Source organism: Metabacillus sp. 22489, assembly GCF_052044855.1.
GTDB lineage: Bacteria > Bacillota > Bacilli > Bacillales > Bacillaceae > Metabacillus > Metabacillus niabensis.
Genome location: NZ_JBQENT010000052.1, coordinates 1 through 16666, shown reverse-complemented (window position 1 = coordinate 16666; position 16666 = coordinate 1). Strand labels below are relative to the sequence as shown.

Here is a 16666-nt window from a genome sequence, read left to right as displayed (position 1 = left end):
AACAGTATTTCTATTATAAATTCTCATCGATAAACGTAATTGTTTTTTTATTATGTACGAAATGGACAATATGCTCTTTTATATTTGGGTAGAGAATGATATGTTCCAATTCATCTAGTGGAATCCATTTAACATCTGTTTGATTTTGATCGGGGTTTTCAGGCATTTTCGGTGTAGAACCAGCTTTTAATTTACATTCAAACATTAAGCCTACCTGGTGGGTTTCACCATACTTATATGCATTTATCTGTGGTGCATATTCATAGGCAAACGCTAATTCTCCTACTTCAACATCAATTGATGCTTCCTCCTGTGCCTCTCTACATACAGCTTCTTTCACTGTTTCATTAGGTTCAACTCCACCAGCTGGCAAATTATAATGTAAGCCATTCGCATCGAGAAATTCAATTAATAGAATAGAATTGTTTTCGATAATCAATGCACCTGCACGTACTCTTATATGGTAAGCCATTTCATTTCTCCCTACCCTCTGTCTTTATTTCCCTTCCACTTAAGTGCCTTAGCAACGAGTTCATTTACAAATTCTTCTTTTCCCTTCTGGTATTGATGTGTGTCATGCTGATACTTTTGTGCTAAATCACATTTTAAAGCACCATATGCCTTTGCATCTTTAGGATGCTGAAGCAGGTATTCCTTAAACAGTAAATGCTTCCTAATATTTTCGTGGCCGATTTGATACATATGAACATGATGTGTTCTATTACTTAGCCCTTTTGTAAAATATCTCCTCCCAGGTATGCCATTTTCACCTCTAGGTTTATAACCGAGTGAGCCCATTTTCTCATTATAGCTATCTATTTTCTCAATCTGTGAAACTACTACTAGTAGGTCAATAATAGGTTTGGCATAACCAACTGAAGGGATGGCTGTACTTCCAATATGATAAATATTAAGCACATTCTTCTCAAGTAAAGGACGAAGAATGGCTGCTTCCTTTTCATATAAGACTTCCCATTCACTTGTCCATGGAAGAATTTCCGTTTTTCTCAAAGCGTGCTATCCCCTTTCTTTTTTATTCCTTAATTGGTAATGGATTAATTTTGTATGTATGTTAACTACTATTTAGCTTTTTTAAGGAGATTCAAGTTGTTTTAATCACTCGTTCCACCAAGGTCTATTTCTTCAATTATATATTCCCCATTTTCTCCTTCAGACTTATATTAAATGAACTACTCATCTATTCAACAGGTAAACATTAAATCCTCTATCTTTACACAATTCTCTAATTTTATTGATTCTAAGTCGATTCATAAAAAAAGAAACCTAAATTCGGTTTCTAGCAAAAAGATAAATCTATTTCTCCTTTTTTATTGCATAGATTAAAAGCGATATCGAAAGCACCAACAAAACTCCTGTTAAGATATATTCAAGCACCATAATCCCTCCTATGTTGTTTAAGTCATATATATGAATGGTGCAAAGGGTTAAGATTCTCACCTAGTTTAAGAGAATATACCTATTATAACGCTCCTAGTTAAAGAATTTTGATTTGACAATGATGAAAATATGTCACTTTTTTGAATTTTAATGTACTTCATAGTTTTAGTTTTCCCTCTATTATTTTGATGTTTTATGAAAAGAAGGAAAAAGCTAGATAATCAAGGAATAATATAATGCATATAATTTGGAAGGGGGTTTAACAATGAAAGAAAGGTTAATGAGAGTAGGAACTTCCTATATTCCTGTAACGAATGTTGAGCTATCATCCGCATGGTATGTAAATAAACTAGGTGCAAGGTTAAACTATAAGGATGATGACAAGGCGATTTTAAACCTCGCAAATCAAAGCTTTTTTCTAGTAAAATCACAAAATAATCAATGTTCTAATTTCATAGATATGTATGGTGAGGAATGGTTTTCATTAACATTTGAGGTGAACGGATTAGCTGCTTTAGAAGAAATACATAGAGACTTTATCACAAATGAGGTCCGAGTTGGAGCAATTGAAAACAGAGGACATGCTGGTAGAAATTTTGTTTTTTACGATATAGACGGTAATAAATTCGATGTCTGGAGCGAACTTAGTCCTCGCTTTAAAGAGAAATATGATGTATAGGAGTAACAAGAATATGTGGAATTTATCAAAGGAAATTATAGAATCGTACAGAAAATACAATCTTTTACCTATTCATGAAACTGACCAGGATTGGGAAACTGCCCTAAGAGATGCAAAGGAAGAAGGCGAGGATCTTATTGGGCAATTAAAAGAAGAACTTGAAGATGTAAAAGAGGAATTGTTAGACGTCTTACCAAGTCGTTTTATTCAGTACGTAGAAAACGGCACATTAAATCAACCAACATTGCAAAAAACGGTACGTGAAGATTATTTACAATGGATGCAAACAAAGGAAAAGGAATTTGAAGAAATATTAGATGCTGCAAATGCACAAACACAGGAAGCAGTTACGTATTTACCTGCTGAGGTTCAAAATATTTTTGAAGAAAGTTTGCATGATTCTACGATCGAGAGAATTGAACGTACGAATCATACCCTTCATTTATACATTAATACGGATGGTGGATTTTCATCGAAGTCACTAATTCACTTCATTTTTCAGGATGTTCTAGACGAAGTCAGTGATGAAACGCTTCAGGTTGGGCAATGGCTTATATACAATGAGTTAAAGAAAACAGAGGATGGATTTGCATTCCGAGTATTATTTGATTGTCCTGATGCGGAGTGGACGATCAAAATGAAGAATCTTGATGCTAAGTATTATTATCGACCGGTAACATATACAAGATTGAGTGATGAAGGAGCCTTAGATGAACTATCGTTTGCTGAATATGTTGGACAGTTAAATCGAAAGCATCACTACTGGTTGATAACACCTCATTTAACTTGTGAAATTAGGTCATTTTCTGAAAATATACATTTAGAAAACGGGAAGCTTGAATTTAGAGAAAATGAATTCGTAGTTACAAATGGGAAAAGTAGCTTTGTGTATCAGTTAGACGAATACAATCCTGTTCATTTTATCTACACGGACGTTTATGAAGATCCATATGGGCATTTGAATGAACAAGTACCCACCGATAAAATCGAAGCAGCTATCTTTAGTGATGAGTTAGAATTGCAAGTACGTGCATGGAATACACTTTATGCAAATGCCGAAGAACTTGCAGACATCATCAATCAAGTATTATGGAAAATGACGATTACCGAAGAAAATGAAATGATGCTTCATGCCTATACTAGTCATTTTTATAAAGAAGGGATATTGACAGAGCCAAATATCAAGAAATATCGCACATTTCTTAATTCTTGATTCTAAAAGGAATATGCTACTAATGAAATAAGAGGCTATCCCCAAGGGTTTAACCTTTTTAGATAGCCTCTTTGATACACCAAAAATTCCATTTGTCGATTTTATTTCACTTTGGTCTTTCAATTGTAAAGATCTCGCCAATTTTCGCGTAATCATTTCCCGCTAAACGGCTTATAGCACTTAAGCCAATTGGATCAATTCGCCCTTGTTCATAAATGTCTTCATCGATATGATATTGAACAATCCTGCCTATAATTAAATCACAGCTAGGTGTTTCGTTTCCTCCTAATTGCAGGGAATTCTCCAAAATACATTCCATTCGTACTTTTGCTTCTTTAACCCCTGGAATTGATAGTTTCTTACTAGTAATTGGCGTCAAGTTTGCTAGCTCGATTTCACTTTGTTCCGGTGGTAGAATTGCTGCTGTTTTATTTACTTTTTCAACATTTGTGTCATCGACAATATGAACAACAAATTCTTTTGTAGCAAATATATTTCTTGCCGTATCCTTTTGTTTCCCTTCTTTTCTCTGAATCGATAATGAAATCATTGGCGGATTTGCTGAGACAATTGAAAAATAGCTGAAAGGAGCACCATTTAATATCCCTTCCTTTGACATCGATGTAACAAAGGCAATTGGCCTAGGAATGATGCTTCCTATTAAAAGCTTGTAATTTTCTCTTTCGCTATTTTGCATCGGATCAATCGAAAGCATGTGCTTAACTCCTTTCTAGTAATTAATCTAATTCTCTTACTTCAAATGGGAGGAGCATTTGTTTTAGCTCTTCACGGTGTGGCTCATATTGTGGCGGAAGCATCAATTTTTCTCCCATTGTTTCTTCTGATTCATCATGGGCAAATCCTGGTGGGTCTGTAGCAATTTCAAATAAGATTTCACCATGCTCTCGAAAATATATCGCATTAAAATAGTTCCGATCCTGAACTGGGGTTACATGATATCCATTTCCTTCAACATACATTTTCCAATCGAGCTGGTCATCATCATCATTTGCCCGCCACGCAATATGATGAACGGTTCCGACTCCCATTTGCCCACTGCCAATTGTCGTTAATTTTACATCGATTATATTTCCGATATTTGCAGTTGAACGGTATCTGACAAAGTCACCTTCAATTCCAACCTTCTCAAGCCCCATAATCGTTTCTAACAATTCAGCTGTTTTTTCTGGTTGTTTTGATAATAAAGTTGCACCACCAAAGCCTTTGATCGCAACATCTGCACTCACTTCACCAAATGTCCAGTCGCTTTTTTCTCCTGCTTCCCTTTCGACTATTTCTAAATGAAGACCATGTGGATCATCAAATTCTAAATATATCTCTCCAAAACGGTCAATTTTACTAAATGGAATCTTAAATTTTTCTAATCTAGCTTCCCAAAATGTCATTGCCCCTACAGGAACAACGTAGGAGGTTACCCCAACCTGCCCATCTCCAATAACACCTTGGCGTGCACCAGCCCAAGGAAAAAAGGTAATAATTGTCCCTGGCTTCCCTGACTCATTTCCAAAATATAAATGATAGGTACCAGGGTCATCAAAGTTTACAGTTTGCTTGACTAATCGGAGGCCTAATATCCCTGCGTAAAAGTCTACATTTTCTTGAGGATGACCAACAATTGCTGTGATATGGTGTATACCCAATGTTTTTTTCATATAAGTTTACTCCTTCATTTTTTACTCTTATAAGCCTTTGTTTATTATTCCTACACAAACGTAACAAATTCATTAACTGGCTTACGATAGCCACGAGGTCTTCTACTATCAACCTTTTCTTTACCTAATGCAATCATCATGACTACTTCATGTTGTTCATCTATATGTAAAATGTGTTTTACCGCTTCGGAGTCAAAGCCTATCATCGGACATGTATCCCACCCTTTTTCCTTTGCGGCCAGCATAAACAGCATAGCGGATAAGGATCCATTTCGAATCGCTTCATCACGATGGAAACCCTCTCCTCTTGATTCATAAAAAGAAATCGTATCATCGACCATATGCCGATATTCCTGCTCATTCAATATCCCTAACATCTTTAACCCTTCATAAATATCAGGTGCTTGATGATAAGTTTGCTTATCACCTAACACGATAATAACTGCTGAGGAGCTGTAAACCTTATATTGACCATTTGCTGCATCCTTTAATTTCCCCTTAATCTCTTTATCAGTTACAGCGATATAATTCGTATGTTGAAGATTAAATGCAGATGGTGCAAGCTTTACCAGTTCAAATATTTCATTTAGCTCCTCACGTTTAATTGGCTGATCGGGGAGAAAATTATTAGCTGAACGTCTATCTTGTACTAATTGGATAAAATCAGTCATTGTCACACTTCCTTATTACTTAAAAATAGTTTTAAGCAAGATATTTCATCTTTGCAGTTTGTATTAAGCGAAGAATAATTTTATCTCGATTTCAATTATCTCGAATATGAGATAATGATACATCTTTATTTAGTAAGTGTCAATACATTCATACTTTTTCTCCTGTATTTAAGCTCAGCCAACACAAAGAGCCTTACTTCATAAGAAGAAAGGCTTTGAATATAAATAATCTTTATTCCCAATCCATTATTTAAAATGGTCGTTTCCATTAAATACTTTATCAATTTGATTTCTGTCGTAGTCTAATATCCACTCATTGTATTGATTGTATATCCCCCTAATTGTTTCGGTGGAGGCAGCTAATAAATCACAGCCTCTATCATCATAAATATGAAATATCGTATTTTTGCTTTTATTTATAAAATACACTCTATGATAGAGCGATGGTTTGATCCCCATATCCTGATTGCAAATTGCTTTTATCATCGGAATATATCTAATTTCAGAAGGCTTGCAATTCAACAAAAACCTACGTATTGGATACGCTCCATCATCATCTTCCTCATGATTAAGATAAGGGAGTGTATATTGTGTTAGCCGATATAAAACGCTTTTCTCTTTTACAAATTTAGATAAAACGTTTAATTTACGTTTAACTGTTTCATTTTCAGCAAAAGCTTCTACATCGATAACAATTACCATATCATCATCTATTGAATGCAGCGCATTAAATAAAGTAATCGCTCTTTTATAAACCCCTAACAAGTAGGGGCAATTTTCATAAATATGATTAGGGTTATAATTCACACCTAATTTAAAGCGAATTCCAATTTTCCAACTATAAAATAACGGTGGTTTAAGCTCTAAATTTGGAAATATTTTATCCATATAACGGTTTATTTGCATTATTACACCTCAAAATATATGTTTGCCTATTTTTTGTTTAAATAAATTTCCGCCATGTTCTTTCATTATTATACGAATCTACCAATTAACCTTACCATAATAATCCATATGTTACGTTTATTATCTTATAATATAGTGAATATTAAAAAAAGGCCTTGCCCCATTTTGAAGCAAAGCCTTTAATATTATCTCTCCTCTTGAAAAAACCATTTATGCAATTGATTAATATGTGCCTGGTGGTATCTGCTATGATCGGCAATATGCCAAATCCCCCACCGAATTGTTGCTTCCTTGCCATTCTCGTATTCAACCAATTGGTTTAATTCCTTGTCAGTTAAACGGTAGCATTCTGTTTTTAACATCTCGATTACTTCTTCATACTGGTTGATTAATGTTTCGAGTGAACAATTAGCTACTTGTGGCAATTCACCTTTTTCATTTATCATTGGTCCATACTTATCTTCTAGATCAGGTGGAATAGGCTGACCCTTTATTCGATAAACCCAATTTAGGTCAACATATGCTAAATGCTTTAACAATTGGGCGATGCTGTTGTAGCCTTGATTAGGACCTTTATAATCTATTTCTTCTTGAGACATTTCACCAACAATTGATTTTAAACGATAATAATTTTCTTTAACCATTGAGAAAAGCATCCCAACAATCGGCTCCATTTCAGACTCTCCAATTAAATCATGAATCATTTTACACACTCCTACTTGTCTGACTATTCATTTGTTATCTATCGTAACAAAGTTATTGGGGACAGTCCCCAATTTTTAGTTAATTTGACGTTGGTTAATTTCATCAATTATTTTCATTTTGAAGTCTTCAATTGCCATATTTTCAGATTGGTGTTCCCCATATTTTCGTATATTTACTGATTTTTGTTCGACCTCTTTGTCACCAAGTACAATCATATATGGTATTTTTTGCATTTGTGCTTCTCGTATTTTGTAGCCGAGCTTTTCATCGCTGCTGTTGATGCTTACTCTTATTCCGGATTGCTTTAATTCAGCCTGAAGCTTCAGACAATCATCTAAGTGAACGTATGAGACAGGGATGATTTGAACTTGTACTGGTGCTAGCCATACTGGAAATGCCCCTGCAAAATGCTCGATTAAAATTCCAAAGAAACGGTCTATTGAACCAAAGATTGCCCGGTGGATAACAACAGGGCGAACCCTTTCATTGTCTTGATTAATATAGGATAAATCAAATTTTTCTGGCATTTGAAAATCTAGTTGAATTGTTCCACATTGATGACTTCTTTTTAATGCATCCTTTATGTGAAAATCAATTTTTGGTCCATAAAATGCCCCGTCTCCTTCATTTACTTGGTATTGAACACCTAATTCATTTAGCACATTTTTTAAAGCTCCTTCTGATAATTCCCAAAGCTTTTCATCGCCTAATGATTTCTCTGGTCGAGTCGAAAGCTCGATGGAATAATCAAAACCGAATGTACGATATACCTCATCAATTAAATGAAACACTTGCTTAATTTCACTTTCAATTTGGTCCTCTCTAACGAAAATATGGGCATCATCCTGACAAAATGTCCGTACTCGAAACAGACCATTTAATGCGCCACTGTATTCATGACGATGCACCTGACCGAATTCAGCCATTCGTATCGGAAGATCGCGGTATGAGTATAAATTATTTTTAAAGATAAGCATATGTCCTGGGCAATTCATTGGTTTCATAGCAAATCTTGTCTGATCGACTTCAGAAAAATACATATTCTCATGGTAATGATCCCAATGACCTGATTGCTCCCACATTTGTTGATTCATCATAAACGGTGTACGAACCTCTTCATAATTGGCCTTTTGTAAAAGCTCCCGAGAGTACTTTTCAAGTTCATTACGAACAATTTGCCCTTTTGCTAAATAAAATGGCATTCCTGGTGCTTGATCTGAGAACATAAATAATTGCAATTGCTTCCCTAGCTTACGATGATCACGCTTTGCTGCTTCCTCTAGGAAATGAAGGTATTCTGCTAATTCCTTCTTCCTGTTAAACGCTACACCATAAACGCGTTGAAGAACCTCATTATCGCTATCCCCGCGCCAATAGGCTCCAGACACGCGAGTTAATTTAAATGCTTTCACATAGCCAGTTGCTGGTACATGTGGACCTCGGCATAGGTCAATAAATTCTCCTTGCTGATAAAGAGAAATTTTTTCACCTTCCGGAATGTCCTTTAATAATTCCAGCTTGAAGTTCTCGTTTTTTTCTTTAAATAATGCTTCTGCCTCTTCATACGAAACCTCAATACGCTCTATATTTAGATTTTCATTTATAATGTTTTCCATTTCTTTTTCAATCTCAAGTAAATTATCTGATGACAAGCTATGTGGCAGCTTGAAGTCATAGAAAAATCCATCGTCAATAACAGGACCAATCGCTAAGCTTACGTTAGGATAAAGTCTTTTCATCGCCTGTGCTAAAATATGTGCTGCTGAATGCCTAATGATCTCTATCCCTTCCTGTGAATCTTGAGCAATAATTGAAAGCTGACAATCCTCTTTTAACTTGTAGCTTAAATCAACTAACCTGCCATTTACTTTTCCTCCAACTGCCTGTTTCTGTAAGCTTGAACTAATTGACGCCGCAATGTCTCTCATTGTCATGTCTTTCGGAAACTCCTTAACGACACCATCTGGAAACTCAATTTTCACCATTTCTTTACTCATGTTTTAACACTCCTTCATTAGTTTTAATATAAAAAAACACACTCATCCCTAAATAAGGGACGAGTGTGTTTATACCCGTGGTTCCACCCAATTTCCCATAAGAAAAAAAACTTATGGCTTTGGCGCTATAACGTCGCGTTGACGGTATTGGATACTTTAATTCCCCAATACTGCTTCAAGGTGGTAAATTATTTTCCTAAGCTAGGAAGTTCGCAGCTTTCCTTCCCTCTCTGATAGCCGAAAAAATAATTCATGTCCTTTTCATTGCAATTATTAATATTAAAATAATAAAAAAACGCACTCATCCCTATAACAAGGGACGAGTGCGTTATACCCGTGGTTCCACCCAATTTCCCATAAGAAAAAAACACTTATGGCTTTGGCGCTATAACGTCGCGTTGACGGTATTGGATACTCTAATTCCCCAATACTGCTTCAAGGTGGTAAATTATTTTCCTAAGCTAGGAAGTTCACAGCTTTCCTTCCCTCTCTGATAACCGTAAAAATAATTCATGTCCTCTTCTTCACATGTTCTTTATTAAATTAAAAAACGCACCCATCCCTATAACAAGGGACGAGTGCGTTATACCCGTGGTTCCACCCAATTTTCCATAAATAAAAATCACCTATGGCTTTGGTGCTGTAACGTCGCATTATACGGTATTGGATACTTAGTGTTCCCCAATACAGCTCAAAAGGTGGTAAGATACTTTTCTGCGTTAGGAAGTTTTCAGCTTTCCTTCCCTCTCTGGAAACCGTAAAAGTAACTCATGTCCTTATCATTGCTTTTTAAAAGTCATATTTACATTTTTTATCATATTACAATATGTATTCTAAAATAGCAATACCACTTTTTATATTTTTACCAATGACGGAACATCTACTATATTTCTAACTCAATCAATTATAGGGATTTATTGACAGTAAAATATTTTTGTTATATAGTATGTCTGTCGATATATCGGGTGTCGATATATTTAAGGAGGAGAGAATAATGAAGCCTTTATCTGAATCCACTTATTTAGTCTTACTTGCTCTCTATCAAGAGCCATTGCACGGCTATGGGATTATTAAAATGATTGACCATATTAGCGGGGGTACTTTCATTATTGCGCCCGGAACTTTATATGGAATTTTAACTAATTTAGTAAAGCAACAATACATAGAAACGTTAAGTGAAGAAAAAGATAGCCGTAAAAAAAAGACATACCTCCTAACAGATATAGGAAAAGCTGCCTTACTCAATGAATTTAACAGATATAAAACAATGGTTGACTTTTCAAATCAAATTCTAGCTGAAGGGAAAAAATGATATGTTAACACCAAATTCTATTAAAAAGATCAGTAAAAAATTCAGTAGCTTTACAGAAGAGGAGCATTGGTTACAACAAATGCTTCTTGAAGGCTGGATACTTAAAAGTTATAACTCAGAGGATGATGTTTCTGAATATACTTATCGATTTGAATCTATCCATAATGAGGAGCAAAAAAACCGAATTTATAAAATAGATTTTCGTTCATTTAATAGGAAAAAGGATTATATTGAGTTTTGTGAAATCTTTGAGGATGCAGGATGGACATCATTATCAAATCATTGGATGTCAAAGCATATTTTTTATACAGATGACCCACAGTCACATGGAATGATATTCTCTGATATCGAATCTTATCGTGAACGAGAAAAGCGAAAAATGAATGATAATTTGCTCTTTATTTGTCTGTCAATCATTGCTTCTGCCATTCTATTTGTTCTTTATATTACGTTTGAAAGAAGCTCCTTTATGGGAGTCTCACTCTTATCATTGGCCTATTGTGGAAAACATGTGATAGATTACTATAAACATCGAAAAATGTATAAAATACTAGAGTAGTCTCATAGTGTACAAAGAGGCTATCCTAGGTAGGTTTAACTAGATAGCCTCTACTAATATTTTTCTAGTATCATAATTTATAATTAAAAATCTTCTTCCTTCGCAATCCATTTCGCAACTTCAGAAAAGTGCTTACGTTTCCCTGTCAATTTCTTCTCTTCCGGATAGCCTAGATAAATAAAGCCAAGCATTTCCGATTGCTCTGAAAGCTTGAATAGCTCCTTTACTTCTTCAGAATAACAAACATGACCTGTTCGCCAAACAGCTCCAAGGCCTAATGCGTGTGCAGCAAGAAGCATATTTTGTATCGCAGCATTAACAGCAGCGTATTCTTCTTTCAAAATGACCTTCTTATCATCGCTTGGCTCAACTGCTGCTGCAATAATAACTGGTGCTCTTAATGCCTTTTGCGAGATTTTTTCTAATCTGCTTACACTTTCCTCACTTGATGGGTCTTCTAATGTTTTCTCAGTGTATTTAGCAAGAGCTTTACCAAGACTTTTTCTCGCATCACCTGTTAAAACAAAAAATCTCCATGGCTCTGTTCGATGGTGAGCAGGTGCCCAAGTTCCAGCCTCAAGTATTTTCTCAAGTAATTCAGTCGGCACAGGATCTGATTTAACAACACCGACACTTCTTCTTTCTTTAATTGCTGTAAAAATATCCATTGTCATACACTCCTTTTACATTTCTTATAAAGCAAATAACTGTAAATTACGAAAATTCACATATATACTTATATTGTATACTAAATCATGTTTAAGGGGTGTTTGCAAATGTATGAAGTCATAGTTATCGGTGCAGGTCCCGCTGGAGCAAGCGCAGCTCTCTTTACAGCTAAGGCTGGGAAGAAAACATTATTAATTGACAATGATAAAGGAATGACAAAACGTGCCTGGATTGAAAATCATTATGGCGTCCCTGAAATCAGTGGACCTGAATTAATTGAAACAGGCTTAAAACAAGCGAAAAAACAAGGTGCAGAAGTTATCCAAGATTCAGTTGTCGACATTTCAAAAAATGACGATGGCTTTGGACTAACAACCTCAGGCCAGCAAAGCTACCAAGCCAAGAACATTATATTAGCAACAGGCGTATTAGTCGAGCTTGGTGAAAAGCTTGGTATTGCAACAATTGCAGGAACAGAACCACGTATTAAAAAGATTTTTAAGGTTGACCAAGCGGGCAAAACGAATGTTGAAGGAATCTGGGCTGCCGGAACTTGTGCCGGTGTTAGTGTACATACGATTATCACTGCCGGCGACGGTGCAAAAGTAGCTATTAATCTTATAAGTGAACTTAATGGTGAACGATATGTTGACCATGATGTTCTGAAGTAAATAGGAAAACTTAAAAATACTACTTTAATCAAATCAGGAAGGTTCACAATGAATAATCTCCAATTCATTTACTAAGTCTATTTCCTCAAATCCCGTGAATCTTCCTCAGGTCTCTCACAATCATTTTACAAATTTACAAATTTTTTACTTAACAATCCATATTCCCTACTGTATCATATAACTAACGTATCGTTCTTAATAAAATACACGTATTTCATATCAACTTGAGCGAACATAGTAGGCAAAAAGTCATATTTAAGTAACTATACTGGCTCGATTACCGGATTATTTTCAAAGGAGACGATTCATTTGAAGTTCAAATCCATTTTTTGTAATTTATTTTTCAGAAATCATAAGTACAGCTTTTATACAGACAAATGTGTTCGTTGTGGAAAGAAACGAAATTCCCGGTAATTTCATCGATAATATTACTCATGACGAAAAGTTCATGAAAAACTTGTAAAGAAAAACGAGGTATTCCTGCCAATTTATTCACATGAGAAAAAACGCAGTGGTTTCCTGCGTTTTTTCTCCTTTTTTATTTTTATAAAACTTGTGATTCCTATCGCTACAATTTAAATGAATACCTATAAACACTTACTTATTAATTATATTATTATCGATTAACTCTTTTAGCCTTTGCATTTCCTTGAGCTCATTTACTTTTTCTGACATCATTAATGTATTTAATGTGCTTTCGATAAGATATGTACGTGGCTGTTGATTACTGATAATCTCATCCTCTATAAACCCTAATAGCTGTGTAAAGCGTTCATGTTCTTGATTGTTGACAGATATTTCAGATATTTTCTCCTTTAACTCCATCATCAATTGTTGAACATTTTCGAGAAAGTTAGGCTCCTTCCCATCAATAGCCCCTAACCATATGATCAATTCATTAGGGTCGACTAATTGTTCAGCTTTATCACTAACTTCAGCAACTATACTTTTTAATCGATTCACACAATATCGAATAATTTCTACTCTATTAATTTGCGAAGCTCTTGTTGCTGCATGATAGTAAATCATTTGCTGAAGCATCCCTGAAAAAAGAATCGCACAATCCATTAAAACCTGTCGTTTCTCTTCTCCGAAAATTTCTATAAATCGTTTGAACATCCACTCTAAATGACGAAGCCTCGTGACTTTAATGAATTGTTTAAGCTCTGGATCGTTTGAGGCAATTACTTCTTCAACAAGTGAGAATATTTTATTTTTTTTATTCGATAACATAAATAAATCAAGCTGCTTAATAAAGACATCCATATCTGATAAATTCTCACCGATGAGTAATTGATTTCGTTCCGCTTCATATTTCGTTTGTATATAAGTAAAGACAGCTTTGAATAGTTCACTTTTAGAAGGAAAATAATTATATAAAGTCCCTTTTGATATTCCGCTATATTCCAAAATATCTTGAATAGATGTTGCCTGATATCCCTTTTCAATAAATAATTCATGCGCTTTAATAATGACTTGTTGTTTGCGATCCTTCATCTTTATCACCACCGTTTCAAATTAATAACGACTAAATTTCATGGTTTTCCGAACCCATTTTTCTATTACATATCTTATCTGATTTTATTTCAGTTTACAAACATGGAAATTGTTAAGATTTATCTGTTGCATTTCACGAAAGATGGGAGTAATATTACTCATTGTATAACTATAGTATAAAAAAATGTACCATTTGTTTATTCAGGAGGAGAACTATTAATGAACAAAACAAATTTACCACCAAAACGACCGCCTTATGGTATTATTGCCATTCTTTTGGCTGGTGCGTTCGTTTCAATTTTAAATTCGACACTACTTAATGTTGCATTACCATCTATGATGGAAGATTTAAACGTTGGTGCAACAACAATCCAATGGTTGGCAACTGGGTATATGCTAGTGAATGGTGTATTGATTCCAACAACAGCTTACTTAATACAAAAATTTTCTGTTCGCCATTTATTTATCGCAGCCATGCTTTTATTTACAATTGGTACAGCAACTGCAAGTATAGCTGATTCATTTGCCGTATTATTAATCGGTAGAATGGTTCAGGCATCAGGATCTGCAGTGATGATGCCGTTATTAATGAATGTTTTACTTGTCAGCTTTCCAATTGAAAAACGTGGAGGAGCGATGGGGATTTTAGGTCTCGTCATGATTTTTGCTCCAGCAATTGGTCCAACTTTATCTGGATGGATCGTTGAACACTATCATTGGAGAACATTGTTTTATATGATTCTTCCATTTGCAGTAATTGTCTTGCTATTTGCCTTCTTTAAATTGAAAGATACGAAGGAAAAAGTACATTTAACAATGGATGCTCTATCACTTGTTCTTTCAAGTATAGGATTTGGTTCATTGCTATATGGCTTCAGTACAGCCGGAGATAAAGGCTGGGATAGTCCATATGTATATGGAACATTAATTATCGGAGCATTGGCATTAGTCTTATTTATTTTCCGTCAATTTAAGCTTGATGAGCCGTTTCTTGATTTCCGTGTGTATAAGTATCCGATGTTTGCTTTATCATCTGCTATCTCAATCGTCCTTAATATGGCGATGTTCTCAGCGATGATTTTAATGCCGATTTACTTGCAGCAATTGCGAGGAATCACACCATTAGATTCAGGGTTATTAATGCTACCTGGTGCGATTATTATGGGAATTATGTCTCCTATTACAGGTAAGCTTTTTGATAAATACGGAGCAAAGGTATTATCTATCGTTGGTTTAACGATAACTGTTATTACAACCTATTTCTTCAGTAAATTATCGATAGATACTTCTTATTCAACATTGCTTATTATGTATTCGGTTCGAATGTTTGGTATGTCAATGGTGATGATGCCAGTTATGACAAATGGCTTAAACCAACTTCCTGCACGTTTGAATCCACACGGTACTGCGATGAATAGTACATTGTCACAAGTATCAGGTGCGATTGGCTCTGCAATATTAGTAACGGTCATGACCTCACGTACAAAAGCACATGCAGAGGAAATTCAAAATTCTTTAATGAGTAAATTAACGGAACAACCAACTGCAGAAGCTTTAGCTGAAATAAAAAACAAAATAATGGTTGATTCAATGATAAGCGGGATTAATGATTCATTCCTCGTTTCCGTTTTCATTGCAGCATTAGCTCTTGTTCTTGCTCTTTTCATTAAGCGTGTAAAACAGAATAGCAATGATGCACCAATAAAAGAGCAAGCTTAAACTGAATATAAAGGCCGAACGCTTCGAAGTGTTCGGTTTTTGTTTATCGAATCAATCTATTGACTCGAAGTATACATTTGTATACAATTTAAATGTAGTATACAATTGTATACAAAAGGAGTGATTGGATGAGAGACGGTAAAAGATTTTATAGAGACGTAAATCATCTTGAAGGTGAGCCTCGACGAGAAGATTTTCGTCATCCAAGAGGCGGCGGTCACAACCGGAAGGAGCATCATCGTGGTGCAAAAACATTTCGCAGAGGAAGAGCACTTGAATTTTTAGCAAGACTTAATGTCAAACGTGATACGTTAAAGCAGCAATTAGAAACTCCAGAGCTTCAATCCATTAACCAAATTATCGTTGGTGAGTTAAAGGCCGTTGAATCGATTATCAATGAATTCACTCATTTGTTTGAAATTCATGAGGATGAAATGAAACAACACGGCTCAATTTCAAATGAAGGAGTTCAATCTAGAGAGAACACATCTGCTGAAGAATAAATAAGGAAAAATCAAATGACTAAAAAAACTGAACGGGGGATATAAAATGTTTATTCAATTAAGAAAAATAACTGTAAGTGAAGGAAGCGCTGAAAAAGTTATCAATCAATTTAGCAAGCCAGGAATCATTGAAGAGCAAGAAGGAATTGTTGATATTAAAATTTTAGAAAAAAAGGTAAGACGCGGAGAAGAAGAAGTAATCATTCTAGTAACCTGGGAATCAGAAGAACATTGGAAGCAATGGGAAAAGAGTGATGCACATATCGCTGGGCATAAAGCAAAACGCAATCAACAAAAACCAGAACATATTCTTAATGTAGAAGTTGGGATGTATGAAGTAAAAGCTGTTAAGAAGCCTGCAGAAAAATAAAACTTGGGAGTGTAATATTAACTGTGTAAGTAAGGAATGCGTACGGTTCCTTACTCACACAGTTTTTTATTTGATAGAATAATAAGTATAAAGCTAAAGGAGTGGTTTCAGTGGGGAAATTGAA

General features: G+C 35.0%; 18 protein-coding genes and 3 other annotated features. Of the genes, 8 read left to right on the top strand and 10 right to left on the bottom strand.

The window, feature by feature from the left end; translation table 11 throughout:
* Nucleotides 1–13 precede the first annotated feature (13 nt).
* Both ACTJJ9_RS22560 and ACTJJ9_RS22555 read right to left on the bottom strand, forming a co-directional pair.
* Nucleotides 14–472 (bottom strand): NUDIX domain-containing protein, encoded by a 459-nt coding sequence (locus tag ACTJJ9_RS22560; protein ID WP_440768892.1) that lies wholly within the window; start codon nt 470–472, stop codon nt 14–16.
* 11 nt (nt 473–483) lie between these two features.
* Nucleotides 484–1011, bottom strand: coding sequence for a GrpB family protein (locus tag ACTJJ9_RS22555; protein ID WP_440768891.1), 528 nt, complete (start codon nt 1009–1011; stop codon nt 484–486).
* Between the two features lie 652 nt (nt 1012–1663).
* On the opposite strand from ACTJJ9_RS22555, the gene ACTJJ9_RS22550 reads away from it, so the two are divergent.
* Both ACTJJ9_RS22550 and ACTJJ9_RS22545 read left to right on the top strand, forming a co-directional pair.
* Complete coding sequence (locus ACTJJ9_RS22550; RefSeq protein ID WP_440768890.1) at nt 1664–2077, top strand: VOC family protein; 414 nt, start codon at nt 1664–1666, stop codon at nt 2075–2077.
* Nucleotides 2078–2090: 13 nt separating this feature from the next.
* Nucleotides 2091–3290, top strand: coding sequence for a DUF4085 family protein (locus ACTJJ9_RS22545; RefSeq protein WP_440768889.1), 1200 nt, complete (start codon nt 2091–2093; stop codon nt 3288–3290).
* 106 nt (nt 3291–3396) lie between these two features.
* Here ACTJJ9_RS22545 and ACTJJ9_RS22540 read toward each other — a convergent pair whose 3' ends face one another.
* The 6 genes from ACTJJ9_RS22540 to thrS form a co-directional block, all read right to left on the bottom strand.
* On the bottom strand, nt 3397–4005 hold the full coding sequence (locus tag ACTJJ9_RS22540) for a flavin reductase family protein (RefSeq protein WP_145582837.1): 609 nt from the start codon (nt 4003–4005) through the stop codon (nt 3397–3399).
* Between the two features lie 22 nt (nt 4006–4027).
* Nucleotides 4028–4963, bottom strand: coding sequence for a ring-cleaving dioxygenase (locus ACTJJ9_RS22535; protein ID WP_145582839.1), 936 nt, complete (start codon nt 4961–4963; stop codon nt 4028–4030).
* Nucleotides 4964–5013: 50 nt separating this feature from the next.
* Nucleotides 5014–5634 (bottom strand): nitroreductase family protein, encoded by a 621-nt coding sequence (locus ACTJJ9_RS22530; RefSeq protein WP_145582841.1) that lies wholly within the window; start codon nt 5632–5634, stop codon nt 5014–5016.
* A 246-nt stretch (nt 5635–5880) separates the two neighbouring features.
* Nucleotides 5881–6540 (bottom strand): DUF3885 domain-containing protein, encoded by a 660-nt coding sequence (locus ACTJJ9_RS22525; protein WP_255451941.1) that lies wholly within the window; start codon nt 6538–6540, stop codon nt 5881–5883.
* 185 nt (nt 6541–6725) lie between these two features.
* Complete coding sequence (locus ACTJJ9_RS22520) at nt 6726–7244, bottom strand: DinB family protein (RefSeq protein ID WP_174881176.1); 519 nt, start codon at nt 7242–7244, stop codon at nt 6726–6728.
* 75 nt (nt 7245–7319) lie between these two features.
* Nucleotides 7320–9242: a threonine--tRNA ligase gene (thrS, locus tag ACTJJ9_RS22515; RefSeq protein ID WP_095300718.1), complete on the bottom strand. Its 1923-nt coding sequence runs from the start codon at nt 9240–9242 to the stop codon at nt 7320–7322.
* 52 nt (nt 9243–9294) lie between these two features.
* Nucleotides 9295–9516, bottom strand: a binding site (T-box leader).
* 38 nt (nt 9517–9554) lie between these two features.
* Nucleotides 9555–9776: a binding site (T-box leader), on the bottom strand.
* Between the two features lie 33 nt (nt 9777–9809).
* Nucleotides 9810–10034, bottom strand: a binding site (T-box leader).
* A 202-nt stretch (nt 10035–10236) separates the two neighbouring features.
* On the opposite strand from thrS, the gene ACTJJ9_RS22510 reads away from it, so the two are divergent.
* The gene (locus ACTJJ9_RS22510; RefSeq protein ID WP_170944361.1) at nt 10237–10554 is read left to right on the top strand and encodes a PadR family transcriptional regulator; all 318 of its coding nucleotides are present in this window, start codon (nt 10237–10239) and stop codon (nt 10552–10554) included.
* A 1-nt stretch (nt 10555) separates the two neighbouring features.
* Nucleotides 10556–11113 carry a DUF2812 domain-containing protein gene (locus tag ACTJJ9_RS22505; RefSeq protein ID WP_145582845.1) on the top strand — a complete coding sequence of 186 codons (558 nt, stop codon included), beginning with the start codon at nt 10556–10558 and terminating at the stop codon, nt 11111–11113.
* Between the two features lie 83 nt (nt 11114–11196).
* Here ACTJJ9_RS22505 and ACTJJ9_RS22500 read toward each other — a convergent pair whose 3' ends face one another.
* Entirely contained in the window at nt 11197–11781 is a 585-nt protein-coding gene (locus ACTJJ9_RS22500) for a nitroreductase family protein (protein ID WP_440768888.1), read from the bottom strand.
* 108 nt (nt 11782–11889) lie between these two features.
* Here ACTJJ9_RS22500 and ACTJJ9_RS22495 point away from each other — a divergent pair, with 108 nt between their 5' ends.
* Nucleotides 11890–12453: an FAD-dependent oxidoreductase gene (locus ACTJJ9_RS22495; protein ID WP_440768887.1), complete on the top strand. Its 564-nt coding sequence runs from the start codon at nt 11890–11892 to the stop codon at nt 12451–12453.
* A gap of 597 nt (nt 12454–13050) precedes the next feature.
* On the opposite strand, the gene ACTJJ9_RS22490 is transcribed toward ACTJJ9_RS22495, so the two are convergent.
* Nucleotides 13051–13950, bottom strand: coding sequence for a TetR/AcrR family transcriptional regulator (locus ACTJJ9_RS22490; protein WP_440768886.1), 900 nt, complete (start codon nt 13948–13950; stop codon nt 13051–13053).
* Nucleotides 13951–14169: 219 nt separating this feature from the next.
* Here ACTJJ9_RS22490 and ACTJJ9_RS22485 point away from each other — a divergent pair, with 219 nt between their 5' ends.
* The 3 genes from ACTJJ9_RS22485 (at nt 14170) to ACTJJ9_RS22475 (ending at nt 16542) form a co-directional block, all read left to right on the top strand.
* Nucleotides 14170–15669, top strand: coding sequence for a DHA2 family efflux MFS transporter permease subunit (locus tag ACTJJ9_RS22485; RefSeq protein ID WP_440768885.1), 1500 nt, complete (start codon nt 14170–14172; stop codon nt 15667–15669).
* A gap of 128 nt (nt 15670–15797) precedes the next feature.
* On the top strand, nt 15798–16172 hold the full coding sequence (locus tag ACTJJ9_RS22480) for a hypothetical protein (protein WP_440768884.1): 375 nt from the start codon (nt 15798–15800) through the stop codon (nt 16170–16172).
* A gap of 46 nt (nt 16173–16218) precedes the next feature.
* Complete coding sequence (locus tag ACTJJ9_RS22475) at nt 16219–16542, top strand: antibiotic biosynthesis monooxygenase (protein ID WP_095300701.1); 324 nt, start codon at nt 16219–16221, stop codon at nt 16540–16542.
* The last annotated feature ends 124 nt before the right edge of the window (nt 16543–16666 follow it).

What these genes read in the sequence shown, in the direction of transcription:
- ACTJJ9_RS22560 (WP_440768892.1), bottom strand. Translation starts at nt 472, where the DNA reads ATGGCTTACCATATAAGAGTACGTGCAGGTGCATTGATTATCGAAAAC.
- ACTJJ9_RS22550 (WP_440768890.1), top strand. Translation starts at nt 1,664, where the DNA reads ATGAAAGAAAGGTTAATGAGAGTAGGAACTTCCTATATTCCTGTAACG.
- ACTJJ9_RS22545 (WP_440768889.1), top strand. Translation starts at nt 2,091, where the DNA reads ATGTGGAATTTATCAAAGGAAATTATAGAATCGTACAGAAAATACAAT.
- ACTJJ9_RS22540 (WP_145582837.1), bottom strand. Translation starts at nt 4,005, where the DNA reads ATGCTTTCGATTGATCCGATGCAAAATAGCGAAAGAGAAAATTACAAG.
- ACTJJ9_RS22535 (WP_145582839.1), bottom strand. Translation starts at nt 4,963, where the DNA reads ATGAAAAAAACATTGGGTATACACCATATCACAGCAATTGTTGGTCAT.
- ACTJJ9_RS22530 (WP_145582841.1), bottom strand. Translation starts at nt 5,634, where the DNA reads ATGACTGATTTTATCCAATTAGTACAAGATAGACGTTCAGCTAATAAT.
- ACTJJ9_RS22525 (WP_255451941.1), bottom strand. Translation starts at nt 6,540, where the DNA reads ATGCAAATAAACCGTTATATGGATAAAATATTTCCAAATTTAGAGCTT.
- ACTJJ9_RS22520 (WP_174881176.1), bottom strand. Translation starts at nt 7,244, where the DNA reads ATGATTCATGATTTAATTGGAGAGTCTGAAATGGAGCCGATTGTTGGG.
- thrS (WP_095300718.1), bottom strand. Translation starts at nt 9,242, where the DNA reads ATGAGTAAAGAAATGGTGAAAATTGAGTTTCCAGATGGTGTCGTTAAG.
- ACTJJ9_RS22510 (WP_170944361.1), top strand. Translation starts at nt 10,237, where the DNA reads ATGAAGCCTTTATCTGAATCCACTTATTTAGTCTTACTTGCTCTCTAT.
- ACTJJ9_RS22505 (WP_145582845.1), top strand. Translation starts at nt 10,556, where the DNA reads ATGTTAACACCAAATTCTATTAAAAAGATCAGTAAAAAATTCAGTAGC.
- ACTJJ9_RS22500 (WP_440768888.1), bottom strand. Translation starts at nt 11,781, where the DNA reads ATGGATATTTTTACAGCAATTAAAGAAAGAAGAAGTGTCGGTGTTGTT.
- ACTJJ9_RS22495 (WP_440768887.1), top strand. Translation starts at nt 11,890, where the DNA reads ATGTATGAAGTCATAGTTATCGGTGCAGGTCCCGCTGGAGCAAGCGCA.
- ACTJJ9_RS22490 (WP_440768886.1), bottom strand. Translation starts at nt 13,950, where the DNA reads ATGAAGGATCGCAAACAACAAGTCATTATTAAAGCGCATGAATTATTT.
- ACTJJ9_RS22485 (WP_440768885.1), top strand. Translation starts at nt 14,170, where the DNA reads ATGAACAAAACAAATTTACCACCAAAACGACCGCCTTATGGTATTATT.
- ACTJJ9_RS22480 (WP_440768884.1), top strand. Translation starts at nt 15,798, where the DNA reads ATGAGAGACGGTAAAAGATTTTATAGAGACGTAAATCATCTTGAAGGT.
- ACTJJ9_RS22475 (WP_095300701.1), top strand. Translation starts at nt 16,219, where the DNA reads ATGTTTATTCAATTAAGAAAAATAACTGTAAGTGAAGGAAGCGCTGAA.